This is a genomic window from Janthinobacterium amylolyticum, assembly GCF_051380655.1.
Lineage (GTDB): Bacteria > Pseudomonadota > Gammaproteobacteria > Burkholderiales > Burkholderiaceae_D > Janthinobacterium.
Window position 1 is genome coordinate 91,033 of sequence record NZ_JBNYXL010000001.1, and the last position, 15,428, is coordinate 106,460.

Sequence of the window (15,428 nt, forward strand, 5' to 3'; positions counted from 1 at the left end):
CTTATCCCCTCAATTTTCCATATGTGCGTAAGCGCATATAAGAACCTTCGCTACAATCTTACTATCCAGGCATCCCCACGATTCGTCATGAAGGGTTTGCCATGGATACCCGCTTAGCTACCTCACCGCCTGCCTCCCGGCAGGCCGCGCCGCCCGTTCCCCTGTATCCGCTCAGCCTGGGGATCAATGGCCAGCGGCATCACTTGTACGTGGAAGCGTGGGTCAGCCTGCTTGACCTGCTGCGCGAACGCCTGGGCCTGACGGGCACGAAAAAGGGCTGCGACCATGGCCAGTGCGGCGCCTGCACGGTGCTGGTGGACGGCAAGCGCATCAATTCCTGCCTGACCCTGGCGCTGATGCAGGAAGGGCGCGACGTCACGACGATCGAGGGCATGGCCGACGGCGCGCAACTGCATCCGCTGCAGCAGGCCTTCATCGCGCATGACGCTTTTCAATGCGGTTACTGCACACCGGGCCAGCTGTGTTCCGCCATGGGACTGATCAACGAGGGGCAGGCACACACGCCAACGAGGGGCAGGCACACACGCGGGCGCAAGTGCGCGAGCTAATGAGCGGCAACATCTGCCGCTGCGGCGCCTATCCGCAAATCGTCGACGCGCTGGCCGAGGTGATGCAACTGCCTGCTGAGCCACAGGACGGCGGCGCCGGTGCGCCGGCCGGCGTGGTGCCAGCATGAACCCGCTCTCGTTCGTGGTGCCGTTCGACGTGCCCGCCGCGCTGGCGCAGATCCGCGCGGAAGGCGCGCGCTTTGTTGCCGGCGGCACCAACCTGATCGACCTGATGAAAGAGCGCGTGATGCTGCCGCAGCGGCTGATCGACATCAACCGCCTGGCGCTCGATACCATCGAAGACGATGGGCATGGCGGTTTGCTGCTGGGCGCGCTGGCACGCAATGCGGCCACGGCCTACCACCCGCTGGTGCTGGAGCGCTATCCGCTGCTCAGCGCCGCCATCCTGGCCGGTGCTTCGCCGCAGATCCGCAACATGGCCAGCAATGGCGGCAACCTGCTGCAGCGTACGCGCTGCCATTATTTCTATGACGTAGGCGTGCCATGCAACAAGCGTGCGCCTGGCAGCGGCTGCCCGGCCATCGACGGCCTGTCGCGCCAGCATGCCATCCTGGGCGCCAGCCCATCGTGCATCGCCACGCATCCCTCCGACATGTGCGTGGCTTTGCGCGCCCTCGACGCCGTGGTGCACGTGGCCACGCAGGAGGGCGAGCGCACCATCGCCTTTGGCGATTTTCACCGCCTGCCCGGCGAGCAGCCGCACATCGACACCACCCTGGCGCCCGATGAGCTGATCACGCACATCGCGCTGCCGGCGGCGCCGCGGTTTGCCGCCCACTCCATTTATCTGAAGCTGCGCGAGCGCACTTCCTACGCGTTCGCGCTGGTGTCGGTGGCCGCCATGCTCGATATCGGCGAGGACGGGCTGATACGCGAAGGACGGGTGGCGCTGGGCGGCGTGGCGCACAAGCCGTGGCGCGTGCCGCAAGCGGAAGCGCTGCTGCAGGGTGCGCCCGATGCGGCGCGCTTTGCCGCCTTTGCCGACCGCCTGCTGGAGGGAGCGCAGGGGCAGGGCGGCAACGATTTTAAAATTCTCATGGCGCGGCGCTCCATCGTGCGGGCATTGGCGATGGCGCTGGCGGGTACCCACAACAACACGGGCCATGGCAGCACCGTCATGACAAGGGGAGCGGCATGAGCGCATCGACGACAGGCTTGATTGCGGAACTGCGCACCCCCGTGGCCGAGCCGGGTACCGGCCATGTGAAGACGGGCATGCCCGTCGCGCGCGTGGATGGCCGCGACAAGGTCACGGGCGCGGCGCGCTATGCGGCGGAAATGCCCGCCGGCGATTTGCTGTACGGCGTGGTGGTCAACAGCACCATCACGCGGGGCCGGATCGTCTCGTTCGACACCAGCGCGGCGCTGGCCCAGCCTGGCGTGGTGGACGTCATCACGTTCCAGAACCGGCCCAAGATGCGCAGTTACGACCTGTTCTACAAGGACATGACGGCCCCCGGCGGCGCGCCGTTCCGGCCCCTGTACGATGAACACATCGTCAGCAACGGCCAGCCCGTGGCGCTGGTGCTGGCCGACACCTTCGAGGCGGCGCGCCATGCGGCGGCGCTGGTGCAGGTGGAGTATGCCCAGCAGCCGCATGCAACGGGCTTGCTGCCCCACCTGGCGCGGATGCACCAGCCGAAAGGGCTGAAAGCCGGCTACACGCCGCCGCCTGACGAAAAAGGCCATGCCGAGCAAGCCTGGCAGGCCGCCGATTGCCGCATCGATGCCGAATTTTACAGCGGCGTCGAGCATCATAATCCCATGGAGCTGTTTGCCTCCACCGTGATCCGTTCCGCCGACGGCCACCTGACTATCTACGACAAGACGCAAAGTTCGCAAAACAGCCGCTGGTACGTGTCGCGCGTGTTCGGCCTGCCGAAATCGAAAGTCACCGTGCGCAATCCCTATGTGGGCGGCGCCTTCGGTGCCGGCTTGCGGCCCCAGTACCAGCTGCCGCTGGCCGTGATGGCGGCGTTGAAATGGCAGCGCTCCGTGCGCGTGGCGATGACGCGCCAGCAGATGTTCACCTTTGGCCACCGCCCCGAGACCTGGCAGCGCGTGAAACTGGCGGCCAGCCGCGACGGCATCCTGCAAGCCATCTGGCACGAGGCGGTGGCGGAAACGTCGCGTTTTGAAGACTATGTGGAAGCGGTGGTGAACTGGTCCGGGCAGCTGTATGCGTGCGAAAATATCCGCCTGGGCTACCAGCTGGTGGCGCTCGACCAGTTCAGCCCCATGGACATGCGGGCGCCCGGTGCGGCGCACGGCGTGCACGCGCTGGAGGTGGCGATGGACGAATTGTCGTATGCGGTGGGCATGGACCCGCTGGCCTTGCGCCTGAAAAATTACGCGGAGTCGAATCCCGTCGACGGCTTGCCATATTCGAGCAAGGAGCTGCGCGCCTGCTATGCGCAAGGTGCCGCGCGCTTTGGCTGGAGCACCCGCCCGCTGGCGCCGCGCAGCCGCCGGGAAGGCACGGAATGGGTGGGCTGGGGCATGGCCACCGGCATCTGGGATGCGATGCAGATGTTCGCGCGCGCCAGCGCCGTGCTGCACGATGATGGTCGTCTGCTGGTCAGCAGCGCGGCCACCGATATCGGCACCGGCACCTACACCGTCATGGCCACCATCGCCGCCGAGGCGCTGGGCCTGCCGCTGGAAATGGTCGCCTTCCAGCTGGGCGACTCGACCCTGCCGGTGGCGCCCGTCGAGGGCGGTTCCTCGCATGTGGCAACGGTGGGTTCGGCCGTGCAGGGCGCCTGCGAGAAACTGAAAAAATCCCTGTTCAAGCTGGCCAGCCAGCTGCCCGATTCACCGTTTTCCGGCGCGCGCCTGGCCGACGTGGAGTTCGCGGAAGGGCGCATGCGCCTGCGCCGCGCGCACGAAACGGGCCTGGCACTGACGGATGTGCTGCGGGCGGCGGAGGTCAGCCAGATCGCGGAAAAATACCTGCTGCTGCCGAACATGCTCAAGCAGCGCAAATACACGCGCGCCGTGCACTCGGCCGTGTTTTGCGAAGTGCGCGTGGACGAGGAACTGGGCACGGTGAAAGTCACGCGCGTCGTCAGCGCCGTGGCGGCGGGACGCATCATGAATCCCCGCACGGCCGCCAGCCAGGTCAGCGGCGCCGTGGTATGGGGTATCAGCCAGGCCCTGCACGAGGAAACCCTGATGGACCATGGGCTGGGGCGTTTCATGAACCACAACCTGGCCGAATACCACGTGGCCGTGAATGCCGACATCCACGCCATCGAGGTCATCTTCGTGCAGGAAGATGACCGCATCGTCAGCCGCCTGGGCGCCAAGGGCGTGGGCGAAATCGGCATCGTTGGCGTGGCTGCGGCCATTTCAAATGCCATCTACCACGCCACGGGCCGCCGCCTGCGCAGCACGCCGATGACGCCCGACAAGGTGATGCGGCACTGAGCGTATCGTGCGGCGGGCGCACGCCGCCGTTTGCTATATTCAGCATTTTTGCCGAAAGAGACTGCCTCATGACGCGTAGCGCGCCCCTGATATTGATGGCCATTCTATCCCTGTGCGCCGCCACGGCCGCCACTGCCACTTCGGCGGCGGAGCCGGCGCAGCGTTTGCAGCGCGCGTCCGGGCTGTGGAAGGTGACGCCGGCCACGTCGCCATTTTCCTGGGAGATCTGCGTCGACCAGCAACGCGACCGCCTGATCGAAGATGATTTGTGGAGTGACTTCGAGCAGGAATGCACGATTGAATCACAACACCGCGATGGCGACAGTTATGTTTTTCAATCCAGTTGTCCTGGCGCCAGGCTGGCGGGCAGCTTCAACGGTGACCTGAACAAGGCATACACGCTGACTGCCGATACCACCATGGAACTGAACGGCAAGAGCGAAGTGCAGCACATGGCACTGACCGGGGAGTTCCAGGGTGCATGCCCGGCCGGGCTGGCGCCCGGTGCAAAGAAGATGCGCAGTGGCATGGTGATGAAAAGTATCTATAGCAAGCGCTAGACGCTGCGCGAAACAACAGTTTCCAGGCGCGAAACGGCGCCGGCATTGACGCCGGACGTGATGATTTGTGATAATGAGAACTATTATCAATTGAGTCGGCGGATTTTAAGCCGGCCGTCATCCAGGCCGCGCCTCGCATCGGGCGCAACGGAGTCCCCAGTGAGCATTGCGCAGTCCAGCGAGTCGATAGCCGTCATCTACAGCAACCATCACGGCTGGCTGATGCGCTGGCTGCGCGCCAAGCTGCAGTGCGCCGACCATGCGGCCGACCTGGCGCAAGATACCTTCGTGCGCCTGCTGACGGCGCCGCACGACAGCCGCCAGACCTTGCGTGAGCCTCGTGCCTACCTCACCACCGTGGCGCAGCGCCTGCTGATCGACCATTACCGGCGCCTGTCGCTGGAGCAAGCATGGCTGGAAACCCTGGCGCAGCAGCCTGATCTGCTGATGCAGTCGCCCGAGGAGCGCTTGATCGTGCTGCAAGCCTTGCAGCGCCTCGATGCCATGCTCGACGGCTTGCCGCCGCTCGTGCGCAGCGCTTTTCTGCTGGCGCATGTCGATGGCCTCGGCTATGCGGAGATTGCTCAGCGCCTCGGCGTGAGCGAGCGCAGCATCAAACGCTACATGGTGCAGGCCTTCGAGCGCTGCATCCTGCTGATCCTGTGAGCGCCAGCATGGCGGCCGCGACAGCCATTGCGCCGCGTGTCGCGCGCGAAGCGGCGCAGTGGCTGGTGCGGCTGCATGCGGGCGCCTTGCAGCCGGATGAGCAACTGGCCTTCCAGGCCTGGCGCGCCAGCGACCCCGCGCATGAAGCGGCGTGGCAACGGGCCGAGCTGGTGTGTAGCACCCTGGCCAGCGTGCCGCCCGCGCTGCGCCATACGGCGGACGAGGCGCCGCGTTCGCCGCGCAGGCGTCGCCTCGTCTATGGTCTGGCCGGGCTGATCGCGGCGGGACCGGCGCTGTGGCTGGCCAGCCAGTCGGCGCCGTGGCAGGCGTGGCGCGCTGCCATCCGCACGGCCCGGGGCGAAATCCGCCATATGAACTTGCCTGATGGCACGCAGCTGGTGCTCAATACGGACACGGCCATCGACGTGCGCTTCGACGCGCTGGCGCGTGCCGTCGTGCTGCATGCGGGTGAAATCCATATCGGCACGGCGCAGGACCGGGCCACGCTGGCGCGGCCATTCCTCGTGCGCAGCAGTAATGGCATCGTGCGCGCGCTGGGCACGCATTTCAGCGTGCGCCATGGCGGCACCTTGCTGGTACCGCGCACGCTGGTCAGCGTCAGCCAGGGCGCCGTCGAAGTCCTGCCCGCCAAGGCGCCGCAAGCCGTGCGGCTGGTGAACGCGGGGCAGCAGGGCAGTTTCGATGACCTTGGCGTTTCCCCCCTGGCGCCGCTGGCGCCGCACGCGGGCGCGTGGCTGCAGGGCGTGCTGATCGCCGAGCGCATGCCGCTGGGCGAGGTGCTGGAGCAAGTGGGACGCTACCGCCACGGCGTGATCCGCTGCGATCCCGCGCTGGCAGCCATGCCCGTGGACGGCATCTTCCAGCTCAACGACACGGACAGGATCCTCGCCTTGCTGCAGCATTCGCTGCCCATACGCATGACCCGCCGCACGCGCTACTGGATCAGCGTCGACGCGGCTTGAGGCCTGCGCTGCACTTGTCGGCTTACGCGTAGCTGCGCCCCGCTAAGCCGACCTACGGCTGCGCGGCTATTCAGAGTTGGCAGTTTGCTTTGGTAGGTCGGCTTGGCCCGCAGGGCGTAAGCCGACAGGCGGCGCCGGCCGGGCTTGTCGGCTTACGCGCGGCTGCGCCCCGCTAAGCCGACCTACGGCTGCGCGGCTATTCAGGGTTGGCAGTTTGCTTTGGTAGGTCGGCTTAGCCCGCAGGGCGTAAGCCGACAGGCGGCGCCGGCCGGGTTTGTCGGCTTGCGCGTGGCTGCGTCCCGCTAAGCCGACCTGCGGCTGCGCGGCTATTCAGCGTTGGCAGTTTGCTTTGGTAGGTCGGCTTGGCCCGCAGGGCGTAAGCCGACAGGCGGCGCCGGCTTGCACGCTATTTTCAGTTTGCCTGTCCCTTTTTCCGGCCTCCCTCGTCATAACAGGTAGAGAAGGAATCATCCGAACCACCGAAAGGGTAGACATGGCTTTGCAGCACCGTATCTTTGCACCAGCACGACTGACGCTCCATCCCACCACCGGCGCCGTGCGTGCCGCGCTGGTCCTGTTCCTCGCCGTGGGCGCCGCTGGCGCCACTTTGCCGCAGCTGGCGTTGGCGGCCGAAGCCAGCCAGGCGGCTGGCGTGCGCGACTACCAGATCCCCGCCGGCAGCTTGCGCCATGCACTGTCCTCGTTCGCCATCGCCGCAGGGATTAACCTGTCGACACAGGGCGTGGCGCTCGACGGCTTGTCGACGCCTGGCTTGAAGGGCAACCATGGCATCACGGCCGGTTTGCAAAAGCTGCTGCAAGGCAGCGGCCTCGAAGTGGCGGACGGTGGCAATGGCAACTACCAGCTGCGCAAAATGCGCAGTAACCTGGCAGATGGCGGCTTGGCCAGCATGCCGGCCGTCGTCGTCAGCGCCGAGGCCGACCGTGCCACGGAAGGCACGGGCCTATATACGGCGCGCAATCTGTCGACGGCCACGGGCTTGAACCTGTCGCAGCGCCACACGCCGCAAACGGTGAGCGTCATCTCGCGCCAGCAGATGGAAGATTTCGATTTGACCACCTTGCAGGACGTGGCCCGCGCCACGCCTGGCATCTATGGCAAGACACAGGGCGTGTCCGACCAGGAAACCACGTATTTCGCGCGCGGCTTTGCCTTGAGCCACGTGAATGTCGATGGCTTGCCGCTGGACGTCACGGGTTTCAACGAACGCAACGTCTCGGCCGACATGCTGATGTACGACCGGGTGGAAGTGGTGCGCGGCGCCACGGGCCTGATGGAAGGGGCGGGCGCGCCGTCGGGCAGCATCAACATGATACGCAAGCGCCCCACGGCCACGCCCTTGCTGAACCTGTCCGCCCACCTGGGCAGCTGGAAAGACAGGCAATTGACGGTGGACGCCAGCAATGCCCTGAACGAATCGGGCAGCGTGCGGGGGCGTGTGGCGGCCAGCTGGCGCGACAGCGACAGTTTTGTCGACGTGGTCAATAACAAAAACAGCACCGTGTATGCGATCGTGGAAGCGGACCTGACGCCGTCGACCACGGCCGGCATCGGCTTTTCGCGCCAGCACAGCCGCACTGACGGCGTGTTTGTCGGCTTGCCGACCTTTGCCGACGGCCGGCACATGGACTTGCCCCGCTCGACTTTCCTGAATAACGCCGATTCCTTCCAGAAGCGCGACAACAATGTCGTCTTTGCCGACCTGGAAACCAGGCTGGAGAAGGGCTGGCGCAGCCGCTTCGCCATCACGCGCATCGATGCTTCCTCGTCGACGCGCAACACCACCAACAGCCGCATCGATGGCGAAATCTATCGCTTCAGCCAGTCGGAAACAGGCTGGAAATACAGCACGGAACAAGTGGTGGCGGACTGGCGCCTCAGCGGTCCTGTCAACTGGTTCGGCCGCCAGCACGATGTCATCGTCGGCGCCAGCTATCGCCACGACGATTCGGACGCCGGCCAGAGCTGGGAGGGCGCCGAGACGCGCGTGATCGACATCCGCAACTGGAATCCCCATGCCTACCCCATGCGCGGCACGGCCTTCGAGCCGTACAACTGGGGGCGCAAGACGGAAGAGAAGGGCCTATATGCGGCTGGCAACTTCAGCCTGGCCGACCCGCTGCACCTGGTGCTGGGCGGGCGCTTCGGCTGGTATGCGCAGGATGTGACAGGCTGGTACTCCACCAATCCCGCGTGGCGCCGTGGCCTGACGGAAAACGCGAAGTTCACGCCGTATGCGGGCCTCGTCTATGACGTCGACCAGCAGCATTCCGTGTATGCGAGCGGCACGCAGATTTTCGAGCCGCAAAGCTCGCTCGATGTGGGCGGCAACACCTTGCCGCCGCTGAGCGGCACGAATCTGGAAGTGGGCGTCAAGGGCGAGTATTTCGGCGGCAGGCTCAATGCCAGCGGCGCCTTGTTCCGCATCAAGCAAAACAACCGCGCCATGGCCGATGAGCAAAATTGCCCCACGGGCGGCGCCATCTATTGCGCCCGCGCAGCTGGCCAGGTGAAAAGCGAGGGCATCGATTTGCAAGTGTCCGGTTCGCCGCTGCCGGGCTGGCAGATTTCCGGCGGCTACACCTATGTGCTGGCCAAGTACACGCAGGATAGCGTGGCGGCAAATATCGGCCAGCGCATCGCCACCGACGAACCGAAGCAGCTGTTCAAGCTGATGACGAATGTGCAGCTGAGCGGCAGCCTGGCCCAGTGGAACGTGGGCGGTGCCGTCTACGCGCAGGATAAAATCTACCGGCGCGACACGGGCTACATGACTCAGCAGGGCGGCTACGCAACCGTCGGCCTGACGGCAGGCTACCGCCTCAGCGAACAGGTGCAACTGCGCGTAAATGTGGACAACCTGCTCGACCGCCGCTACTACCAGGGCCTCGGCTATTCCTGGTCGGGCGGGCTGGAACGCTACGGTGCGCCGCGCAGCGTGCTGTTCTCGCTCAATTACAAGATGTAGGGCTGCGGGCAAGCCCGCTCTAGCGGAGCGCGCCCCGGGCGGCGCCTCTGCTACACTGCCGCCGTCTCCACTTTTTCACTGTTGCCATGTCCGCGATACCTGTTCTGACGCCCCTGAAAAACGCTTTCCAGCAATCGCGCAGCGAGAATAATATCGAGCTGATCCTGCCCGAACTGCTGGCCGCGCAATTGCACGTCGTCATCGGCGGCCAAAGCGAGCAGATCGACCTGTTCCTCGTGCCTTCGCCCAATCCCGAGCGCCGTTGCGTGACGGTGGCGGAAGACCCGGCCTTTTTGGCCGGCATCGCGTTTCCGAAGATTCCCGTGACGGGCGCGCAATTGCTCGCTTCGATTCCCGACGAGATTGAAATCGTCATCCTGCATGGCGATGGCGCCAACTACCTGACGCGCGAGCAGCTGGCATGGTTCCGCCGCATGCTCGCTGCCAGCGCTTGAGCGGGGCGCCAGCGCGCAAGCTGAAGCCGGCGCGCGCCGAATGGATACGCTTTGCGCCCGCCGATGAGGCTGCGGCCGACGCGGCCCTGCTGGAAAATGCCCGTCCCGTGCTATGGCGCAGCCTGCTGCTGGGTGGCTGCGCGCTGATCCTGGGGTTTGTCGGGCAAGCCGTCTGGCGCGACGTGGCGTATGCGGGCGATGCCGTGCTGCTGGGACCTCTGGCGCTGGCGGCCTGGATCACCGGCCTGTTCCTGTTGCCGGGCCGCGCTTTGCTCTTTCATGTGGAACTCAATGATGCGGGCCTGCAGCTGCGGCGCCAGGCGCGGCGCTTGCCGGGCTGGGACAGGACGGTGCAGCTGGACCTGGCGCAACTGCAGCGGCTGGATATCGTCAGCCATGCGGGCGCATTCACCGTCTACCGGGGTTCGCCGCCCATGGCGCGCATGGAGCTGCTGCTGCATACCAGCTTGCCGGACTATCCGCTGATCCGCGTGGTGGGCATGGACTTGCCCGTGCCGCAGCGCTGGTCATTGCGGCAGATCAAGGATGAACTCATCCGTCGCTGCAAGCTTGCCGGTATTGCCGTCAGCGCGACGACCGGCCTGCAAAGCCAGCCGAGCGATGCCATCCGTGCAAGCTGGCCACGGGCGCAGTGACTTTGCTATGATGCAGGCACACTGGCCCGGTGAATGCCGGTGAAAAGGACTTCACCATGAAGAGTTTCTTGCGCCGCTACTTCCCGCAGGCTTGCACGCTGCTAGCCTGCGCCGCCTTGTCCCTGCCGGCCAGTGCCGCCGACCCCACGCTGGAAGCGACCATCGTGGCGCTCGATGCCAAGGCTTTCGATGCCTTCAATCACTGTGGCGAAGCGGGCCGCCTGCAGGAGCACGCGACCTACTTTGCCCCGGACGTGGAGTTTTACCACGACCAGGGCGGCGTCACGTGGAACCGCGAGGCCATGCTGGCGAACACGCAAAAACATGTGTGCGGCAAATTTCGCCGCGAAATCGTTGCCGGCTCCCAGCGCGTCTACCCGATCCAGGGCTTTGGCGCCATCGAGCAGGGTTCGCACCGTTTTTGCCAGTTCGACACGGGCAGTTGCGACGGCCTGGCCGATTTCACCATCATCTGGAAGCAAAGCCCGGCAGGCTGGCAAATGACGCGCGTGCTCAGCTACGGCCACCGCGCCAATCAATAAGTGATGGCCGGGCAAGCGTTGCCGGGGCTGTCGCTGCGCGGCGTCGATGCCGCCAACATCGACGCCGTGCGCGCGCTGGCGCCGCATGCGGCGCAGCAGCGTTTCATCGCCAGCAATGCCGAGTCGATGGCGCTGGCCGCCGAACACCCGCATATGCATGCGCGCGCCATTTATGTGGAGGAGGTGCTGGCCGGCTTTGCCCTGTATGCAGGGCCTGGCCCGGCGGGCCGGCAGGATACCCATGTGCTGTACCGGCTGATGCTGGCCGCCGGCTGGCAGGGTCGTGGCCACGGCCGCCGCGCGCTGGCGCTGCTGCTGGACGAGATGCGCGCCCGGGGCGCGGCTCGCGTGGCGCTGTACTATGCGCCGGACAATCTGGCGGCGCGGCAGTTGTATGCGTCCGCCGGCTTTGCCGAGATGGGCATCGACGCGGATGGCGAAATGATGGCCGTGCGCGCACCGGCCTGACGGCGCCAGGGCAGGGGCGGCGGATGACTGTCGCCGTATGGCTGCAAAAAATGTATTTCCTGATAATTGTATTGCTGAAGTCCTATGAATATTTTCGTAAAGCAACTATACTCATGGCTCTTTAAGAAATCATCGTCACGCTGGCGGCCAGCTATCCGCGCCAGAGTTCGCACGCATTCCGCTCTTTCCCTCTGAAAGAGCACCTTTTCCCCCGCGCGGCAGGCGTGGGCGTGATGACCTAGCCTTGCCCGGGTCGACCCGTACCGTTGTCTTTTTCGCTGTGTTGCCGCTTTGCTCAAAGTGCGGTGCCTGCGCGCGCGGTACGCTGTCTGTTTTTGCGACGTTGCGTTTCAACTTACTTATGTCACGACAGTATGCTTAGTTCCATGTTTGCCGCCCCTGGCGATACGCTGCCCTATATCTATGGCACGCATAACTACTGGCTGGTGCTGTTTTCCATCGGCATCGCCATCTTTGCCTCGTTCATGGCCCTGCAGATCGCCGGCATGGCGCGCAGCAGCGAGCGCGGCTTCCAGCGCCAGACGGCCATCATCACGGGCGCCATCGCGCTGGGCGGCGGCATCTGGTCGATGCACTTCATCGGCATGCTGGCCTTCGACATCTGCACGCGCGTCTCCTTCGATCCCAGCCTGACCCTGCTGTCCATGCTGCCCGGCGTGGCCGCGTCGTGGGTGGCGCTGCACTTGCTGGCACGCCCGAGCATCAGCTGGCGCCAGCTGGTGGTGGGCGGCGTGCTGGTCGGCGTGGGCATCGGTTCCATGCATTACAGCGGCATGGCCGCCATGCAAACCTCGCTGGCCCTGCATTATGAGCCGTGGCTGTTTGCGCTGTCGCTGCTGGTGGCCGTCGCCATGGCCATGCTGGCGCTGTGGATACGCTTTGGCCTGCACGCCATGCGCCAGCGCCTCAATCCCGTCGCGTCCTTGCTGGTCAGCAGCGTGGTGATGGGCCTGGCCATCTCCGGCATGCACTACACGGGCATGCTGGCGGCGCGTTTTTCCGGCACGCCAGCCTTGGGCGACAACACGATCACCGTGCAGGCGTCGTTCGTGGCGCTGGCCGTGGCCCTGATCACCGTCACCCTGACCGTTTTCGTCGCCGCCGCGAACGGCTTGCTGCGCTACCGCCAGCTGCTGCGCCATGCCAGCGCCAGCGAGTCGCGCCTGCGCGCCATCGTCGACACGGCCGCCGATGGCCTGGTCACCATCGATGGCCAGGGCAAGGTGCGTTCCTTCAATCCGGCCGCCGAAACGCTGTTTGGCTGGAGCGAAGCGGAGATCGTGGGCCGCGACGCCAGCATACTGCTGCAGCCGGCCGACGCGAGCCAGTACCAGGGCTACCTGCGCGACTACCTGGAAACGGGCGCGTCGCGCATCCTCGACAGCGGAAGGGAGCTGGAAGGGCGGCACCGCGATGGCGGCGTGCTGCCCATGCGCGTGGCGATCGGCAAGATCGATACGCCGGGCCAGTCCCTGTTCGTGGCCTTCGTCACGGACATGCGCTCGTCGCGCAACATGGAACAGGCGCTCAAGGACAGCGAACGCCAGTACCGCACCCTGATCCGCAACATTCCCGGCGTCTCCTTCCACTGCAGCTTTGCACCCGAGTGGCAGATGATTTTCATCAGCGACGCCGTCTTCAACCTGACGGGCTGGATGCCGCAGGACTTCATCGAAGGGCGCGTCAGGCTGTTCGACCTGGTGCATCCGGACGACCGCCAGCGCGTCAACGACACCTGCGTGCAGGCGGCCAATGACAAGCGCGACTTCGAGAACGTCTACCGCATGCTGCACCGCGACGGGCGCGAACGCTGGGTGCGCGAGAGCAGCGGCCCGGTGCTGGACAACGACGGCGTGGTGCGCTGGATCGACGGCGTCATCCTCGACATCACGGAAAGCGAATTGCGCAATGCCGAATACGAAGGCAAGGTGACGGCCATTTCGCGCGCGCTGGCCGTCTGCGAATTCGACTTGCAGGGCCGCATACTGACGGCCAACCAGAACTTCCTCGACCTGGTCGGCTACCAGCTCGATGACGTGCTGGGCCTGCACCACAGCGTCTTTTGCGAACCGGACTATGTAACCTCGCCCGCCTACGCGGCATTCTGGCAGCAGCTGGCGCAGGGCGAGTTCGACGCGGCCGAATACAAGCGCATCGGCAAGCATGGCAAGGAAGTGTGGATACAGGCGTCGTACAACCCGATCTTCAACACGGACGGCAAGCCGTTCAAGGTGGTGAAATTTGCCACCGACGTGAGCGAGCGCCGCGCCATGCAGGAAAACCTGCGCGCGGCGAAAGACCGCGCCGAACTGGCAGCCGAATCGAAGACCAGCTTCCTGGCCAACATGAGCCATGAAATCCGTACGCCGATGAACGCCATCATCGGCTTCACGGAAGTGCTGCTGGGTACCGCCCTGGACAGCCTGCAGCGCCGCCACCTGGGCACGGTGCGCCAGTCGGCGCGCTCGCTGCTGGAACTGCTCAACGACATCCTTGACACGGCCAAGCTGGAAAAGGGCGCCACCGAGCTGGAGCTGGTGGACTTTTCGCTGCCGGACCTGGTCGACCACGTGGCCGCGTCGCTGCGCGTCACGGCGCACGCGCGCGACCTGGTGCTGCACGTGGATATCGACCCGGGCATGGGCCAGTTCTTCCTCGGCGACGCGCGCCGGGTGCAGCAGGTGCTGACCAATCTGATCGGCAACGCCGTCAAGTTCACGGAAGTGGGCCACGTGCGCGTGGCCGTCGACATGCAGGGCGAGCAGGTGCACATCGCCGTGCACGACACGGGCATCGGCATTCCCGCCGACCGGCTCGACAAGATCTTCGCGCCCTTCACGCAGGCTGATTCGTCGATGAGCCGCCGCTTTGGCGGCACGGGCCTGGGCACGACGATCTCGCTGCAGCTGGTCGAACTGATGAACGGCACCATCACGGTGGAAAGCACCCTGGGCGTGGGCAGCGTGTTCCACGTGCTGCTGCCGCTGGCGCCGGGCAAGGCCGTTGCGCGCCGCAGCGAGCAGCCCGTGGTGGCCTTGCCGCCGCTGCGCATCCTGGCGGCCGACGACGTGCCGCAGAATGTGGAGCTGCTCCTGATCAGCCTGGGCGCGGCTGGCCACCAGGTGATCACCGCCGGCGATGGCGAGAGCGCCGTGCGCGAATTTGGCAAGGGCAGTTTCGATATCGTCCTGATGGACGTGCAAATGCCGCGCATGGACGGCCTGGAAGCGGCGCGCCTGATCCGCGTGCACGAGCGCGAACAAGGGCTGAAGGCGACGCCCATCATCGCCCTGACGGCCAGCGTGCTGGAACAGGACCGGCGCGCCGCGCAGACGGCCGGCATGAACGGCTTTGCCTCGAAGCCGCTGGAAATGCACAAGCTGACGGCGGAAATCGCACGCCTGCTCGATATCGCCGTCGCCATGCCGCCGCCGGCGTCGGGCGCGGCGGCAAGAGCCGCATCGGGCCAGGTTGACTGGCAGCGCGGCATCGCCCTGTGGGGCGGGCGCGAGGCCCTGCAGCGCTCCATCGGACGCTTCGTGCAGGCGAATGGCGATTGCGCCGCCATGCTGGCCGCCGAACTGGAACGGGGCGGCAGCAGCGTGGCCGGTCATCTGCTGCACCGTATCAAGGGCGCGGCCGGCAACCTGTGCCTGGTGCAGGTCGAAAGCCTGCTGGGACGCATCGAGCAAGCCATCGCCCGCCAGCTGTCCGTGGCCGAACTGCTGGTGCAGCTGGCGGCCGCGTTTGTGGCGCTGGCCGCCGAACTGGAAGAGGCGGGCCACGCGCCTTTGGCGCAGGCCAGCGCCACGCCGCAAGCGGCCGCGCCCCTCGATGCCGCCGCTGCCGGCGCCTTGCTGCGGCAAGCCATCGCCAGCCTGGAGGGCGGCCAGCTCGACGACGCCCTGATGGCGCAGGTCGCCGCCTTGCTGGCGCCGCACGGCCAGCAGCAGCGCCTGCAGGCGCTGGCCAGCGCCATCGATGACTTTGAATTCGCGCGCGCCGCCGGCGTGCTGCGCCAGCTGCTGGACTGGCTGGCAAGCGACGCGCCTGCCGAACTTTCCTGATT

13 protein-coding genes are annotated in these 15,428 nt (G+C 65.8%); all 13 read left to right on the forward strand.

The window, feature by feature from the left end; translation table 11 throughout:
* Nucleotides 1-101: 101 nt before the first annotated feature.
* Nucleotides 102-569, forward strand: coding sequence for a (2Fe-2S)-binding protein (locus tag ACQ4WR_RS00440; protein WP_436484539.1), 468 nt, complete (start codon nucleotides 102-104; stop codon nucleotides 567-569).
* Nucleotides 569-697: a hypothetical protein gene (locus ACQ4WR_RS00445; RefSeq protein ID WP_436484540.1), complete on the forward strand. Its 129-nt coding sequence runs from the start codon at nucleotides 569-571 to the stop codon at nucleotides 695-697. The genes ACQ4WR_RS00440 and ACQ4WR_RS00445 overlap by 1 nt, the downstream gene beginning before the upstream one ends.
* A complete protein-coding gene (locus tag ACQ4WR_RS00450; RefSeq protein ID WP_436484542.1) occupies nucleotides 694-1,728 on the forward strand; it encodes an FAD binding domain-containing protein in 1,035 nt (344 codons plus the stop codon). Before ACQ4WR_RS00445 ends, ACQ4WR_RS00450 begins: the two co-directional genes overlap by 4 nt.
* A complete protein-coding gene (locus ACQ4WR_RS00455) occupies nucleotides 1,725-4,019 on the forward strand; it encodes a xanthine dehydrogenase family protein molybdopterin-binding subunit (protein ID WP_436484544.1) in 2,295 nt (764 codons plus the stop codon). Before ACQ4WR_RS00450 ends, ACQ4WR_RS00455 begins: the two co-directional genes overlap by 4 nt.
* Before the next feature lie 68 nt (nucleotides 4,020-4,087).
* A complete protein-coding gene (locus ACQ4WR_RS00460) occupies nucleotides 4,088-4,579 on the forward strand; it encodes a DUF3617 domain-containing protein (protein WP_436484546.1) in 492 nt (163 codons plus the stop codon).
* Between the two features lie 165 nt (nucleotides 4,580-4,744).
* A complete protein-coding gene (locus ACQ4WR_RS00465; RefSeq protein WP_436485365.1) occupies nucleotides 4,745-5,245 on the forward strand; it encodes a sigma-70 family RNA polymerase sigma factor in 501 nt (166 codons plus the stop codon).
* 8 nt (nucleotides 5,246-5,253) lie between these two features.
* On the forward strand, nucleotides 5,254-6,228 hold the full coding sequence (locus ACQ4WR_RS00470; RefSeq protein ID WP_436484548.1) for a FecR domain-containing protein: 975 nt from the start codon (nucleotides 5,254-5,256) through the stop codon (nucleotides 6,226-6,228).
* Nucleotides 6,229-6,721: 493 nt separating this feature from the next.
* On the forward strand, nucleotides 6,722-9,217 hold the full coding sequence (locus ACQ4WR_RS00475) for a TonB-dependent siderophore receptor (protein WP_436484550.1): 2,496 nt from the start codon (nucleotides 6,722-6,724) through the stop codon (nucleotides 9,215-9,217).
* A gap of 86 nt (nucleotides 9,218-9,303) precedes the next feature.
* Nucleotides 9,304-9,672 (forward strand): hypothetical protein, encoded by a 369-nt coding sequence (locus ACQ4WR_RS00480; protein WP_102294073.1) that lies wholly within the window; start codon nucleotides 9,304-9,306, stop codon nucleotides 9,670-9,672.
* Nucleotides 9,639-10,328, forward strand: a complete 690-nt coding sequence (locus tag ACQ4WR_RS00485; protein WP_436484552.1) for a hypothetical protein — start codon at nucleotides 9,639-9,641, stop codon at nucleotides 10,326-10,328. Before ACQ4WR_RS00480 ends, ACQ4WR_RS00485 begins: the two co-directional genes overlap by 34 nt.
* A 56-nt stretch (nucleotides 10,329-10,384) precedes the next feature.
* Entirely contained in the window at nucleotides 10,385-10,870 is a 486-nt protein-coding gene (locus ACQ4WR_RS00490; protein WP_436484554.1) for a nuclear transport factor 2 family protein, read from the forward strand.
* A 3-nt stretch (nucleotides 10,871-10,873) separates the two neighbouring features.
* Nucleotides 10,874-11,338 (forward strand): GNAT family N-acetyltransferase, encoded by a 465-nt coding sequence (locus ACQ4WR_RS00495; protein WP_436484556.1) that lies wholly within the window; start codon nucleotides 10,874-10,876, stop codon nucleotides 11,336-11,338.
* Between the two features lie 386 nt (nucleotides 11,339-11,724).
* Nucleotides 11,725-15,426, forward strand: a complete 3,702-nt coding sequence (locus tag ACQ4WR_RS00500; RefSeq protein ID WP_436484558.1) for a PAS domain S-box protein — start codon at nucleotides 11,725-11,727, stop codon at nucleotides 15,424-15,426.
* The last annotated feature ends 2 nt before the right edge of the window (nucleotides 15,427-15,428 follow it).

Coding starts and splice junctions, on each gene's coding strand:
- ACQ4WR_RS00440 (WP_436484539.1), top strand. CDS start 102: ATGGATACCCGCTTAGCTACCTCACCGCCTGCCTCCCGGCAGGCCGCG.
- ACQ4WR_RS00445 (WP_436484540.1), top strand. CDS start 569: ATGAGCGGCAACATCTGCCGCTGCGGCGCCTATCCGCAAATCGTCGAC.
- ACQ4WR_RS00485 (WP_436484552.1), top strand. CDS start 9,639: ATGGTTCCGCCGCATGCTCGCTGCCAGCGCTTGAGCGGGGCGCCAGCG.
- ACQ4WR_RS00480 (WP_102294073.1), top strand. CDS start 9,304: ATGTCCGCGATACCTGTTCTGACGCCCCTGAAAAACGCTTTCCAGCAA.
- ACQ4WR_RS00495 (WP_436484556.1), top strand. CDS start 10,874: ATGGCCGGGCAAGCGTTGCCGGGGCTGTCGCTGCGCGGCGTCGATGCC.
- ACQ4WR_RS00475 (WP_436484550.1), top strand. CDS start 6,722: ATGGCTTTGCAGCACCGTATCTTTGCACCAGCACGACTGACGCTCCAT.
- ACQ4WR_RS00470 (WP_436484548.1), top strand. CDS start 5,254: ATGGCGGCCGCGACAGCCATTGCGCCGCGTGTCGCGCGCGAAGCGGCG.
- ACQ4WR_RS00500 (WP_436484558.1), top strand. CDS start 11,725: ATGTTTGCCGCCCCTGGCGATACGCTGCCCTATATCTATGGCACGCAT.
- ACQ4WR_RS00460 (WP_436484546.1), top strand. CDS start 4,088: ATGACGCGTAGCGCGCCCCTGATATTGATGGCCATTCTATCCCTGTGC.
- ACQ4WR_RS00490 (WP_436484554.1), top strand. CDS start 10,385: ATGAAGAGTTTCTTGCGCCGCTACTTCCCGCAGGCTTGCACGCTGCTA.
- ACQ4WR_RS00455 (WP_436484544.1), top strand. CDS start 1,725: ATGAGCGCATCGACGACAGGCTTGATTGCGGAACTGCGCACCCCCGTG.
- ACQ4WR_RS00450 (WP_436484542.1), top strand. CDS start 694: ATGAACCCGCTCTCGTTCGTGGTGCCGTTCGACGTGCCCGCCGCGCTG.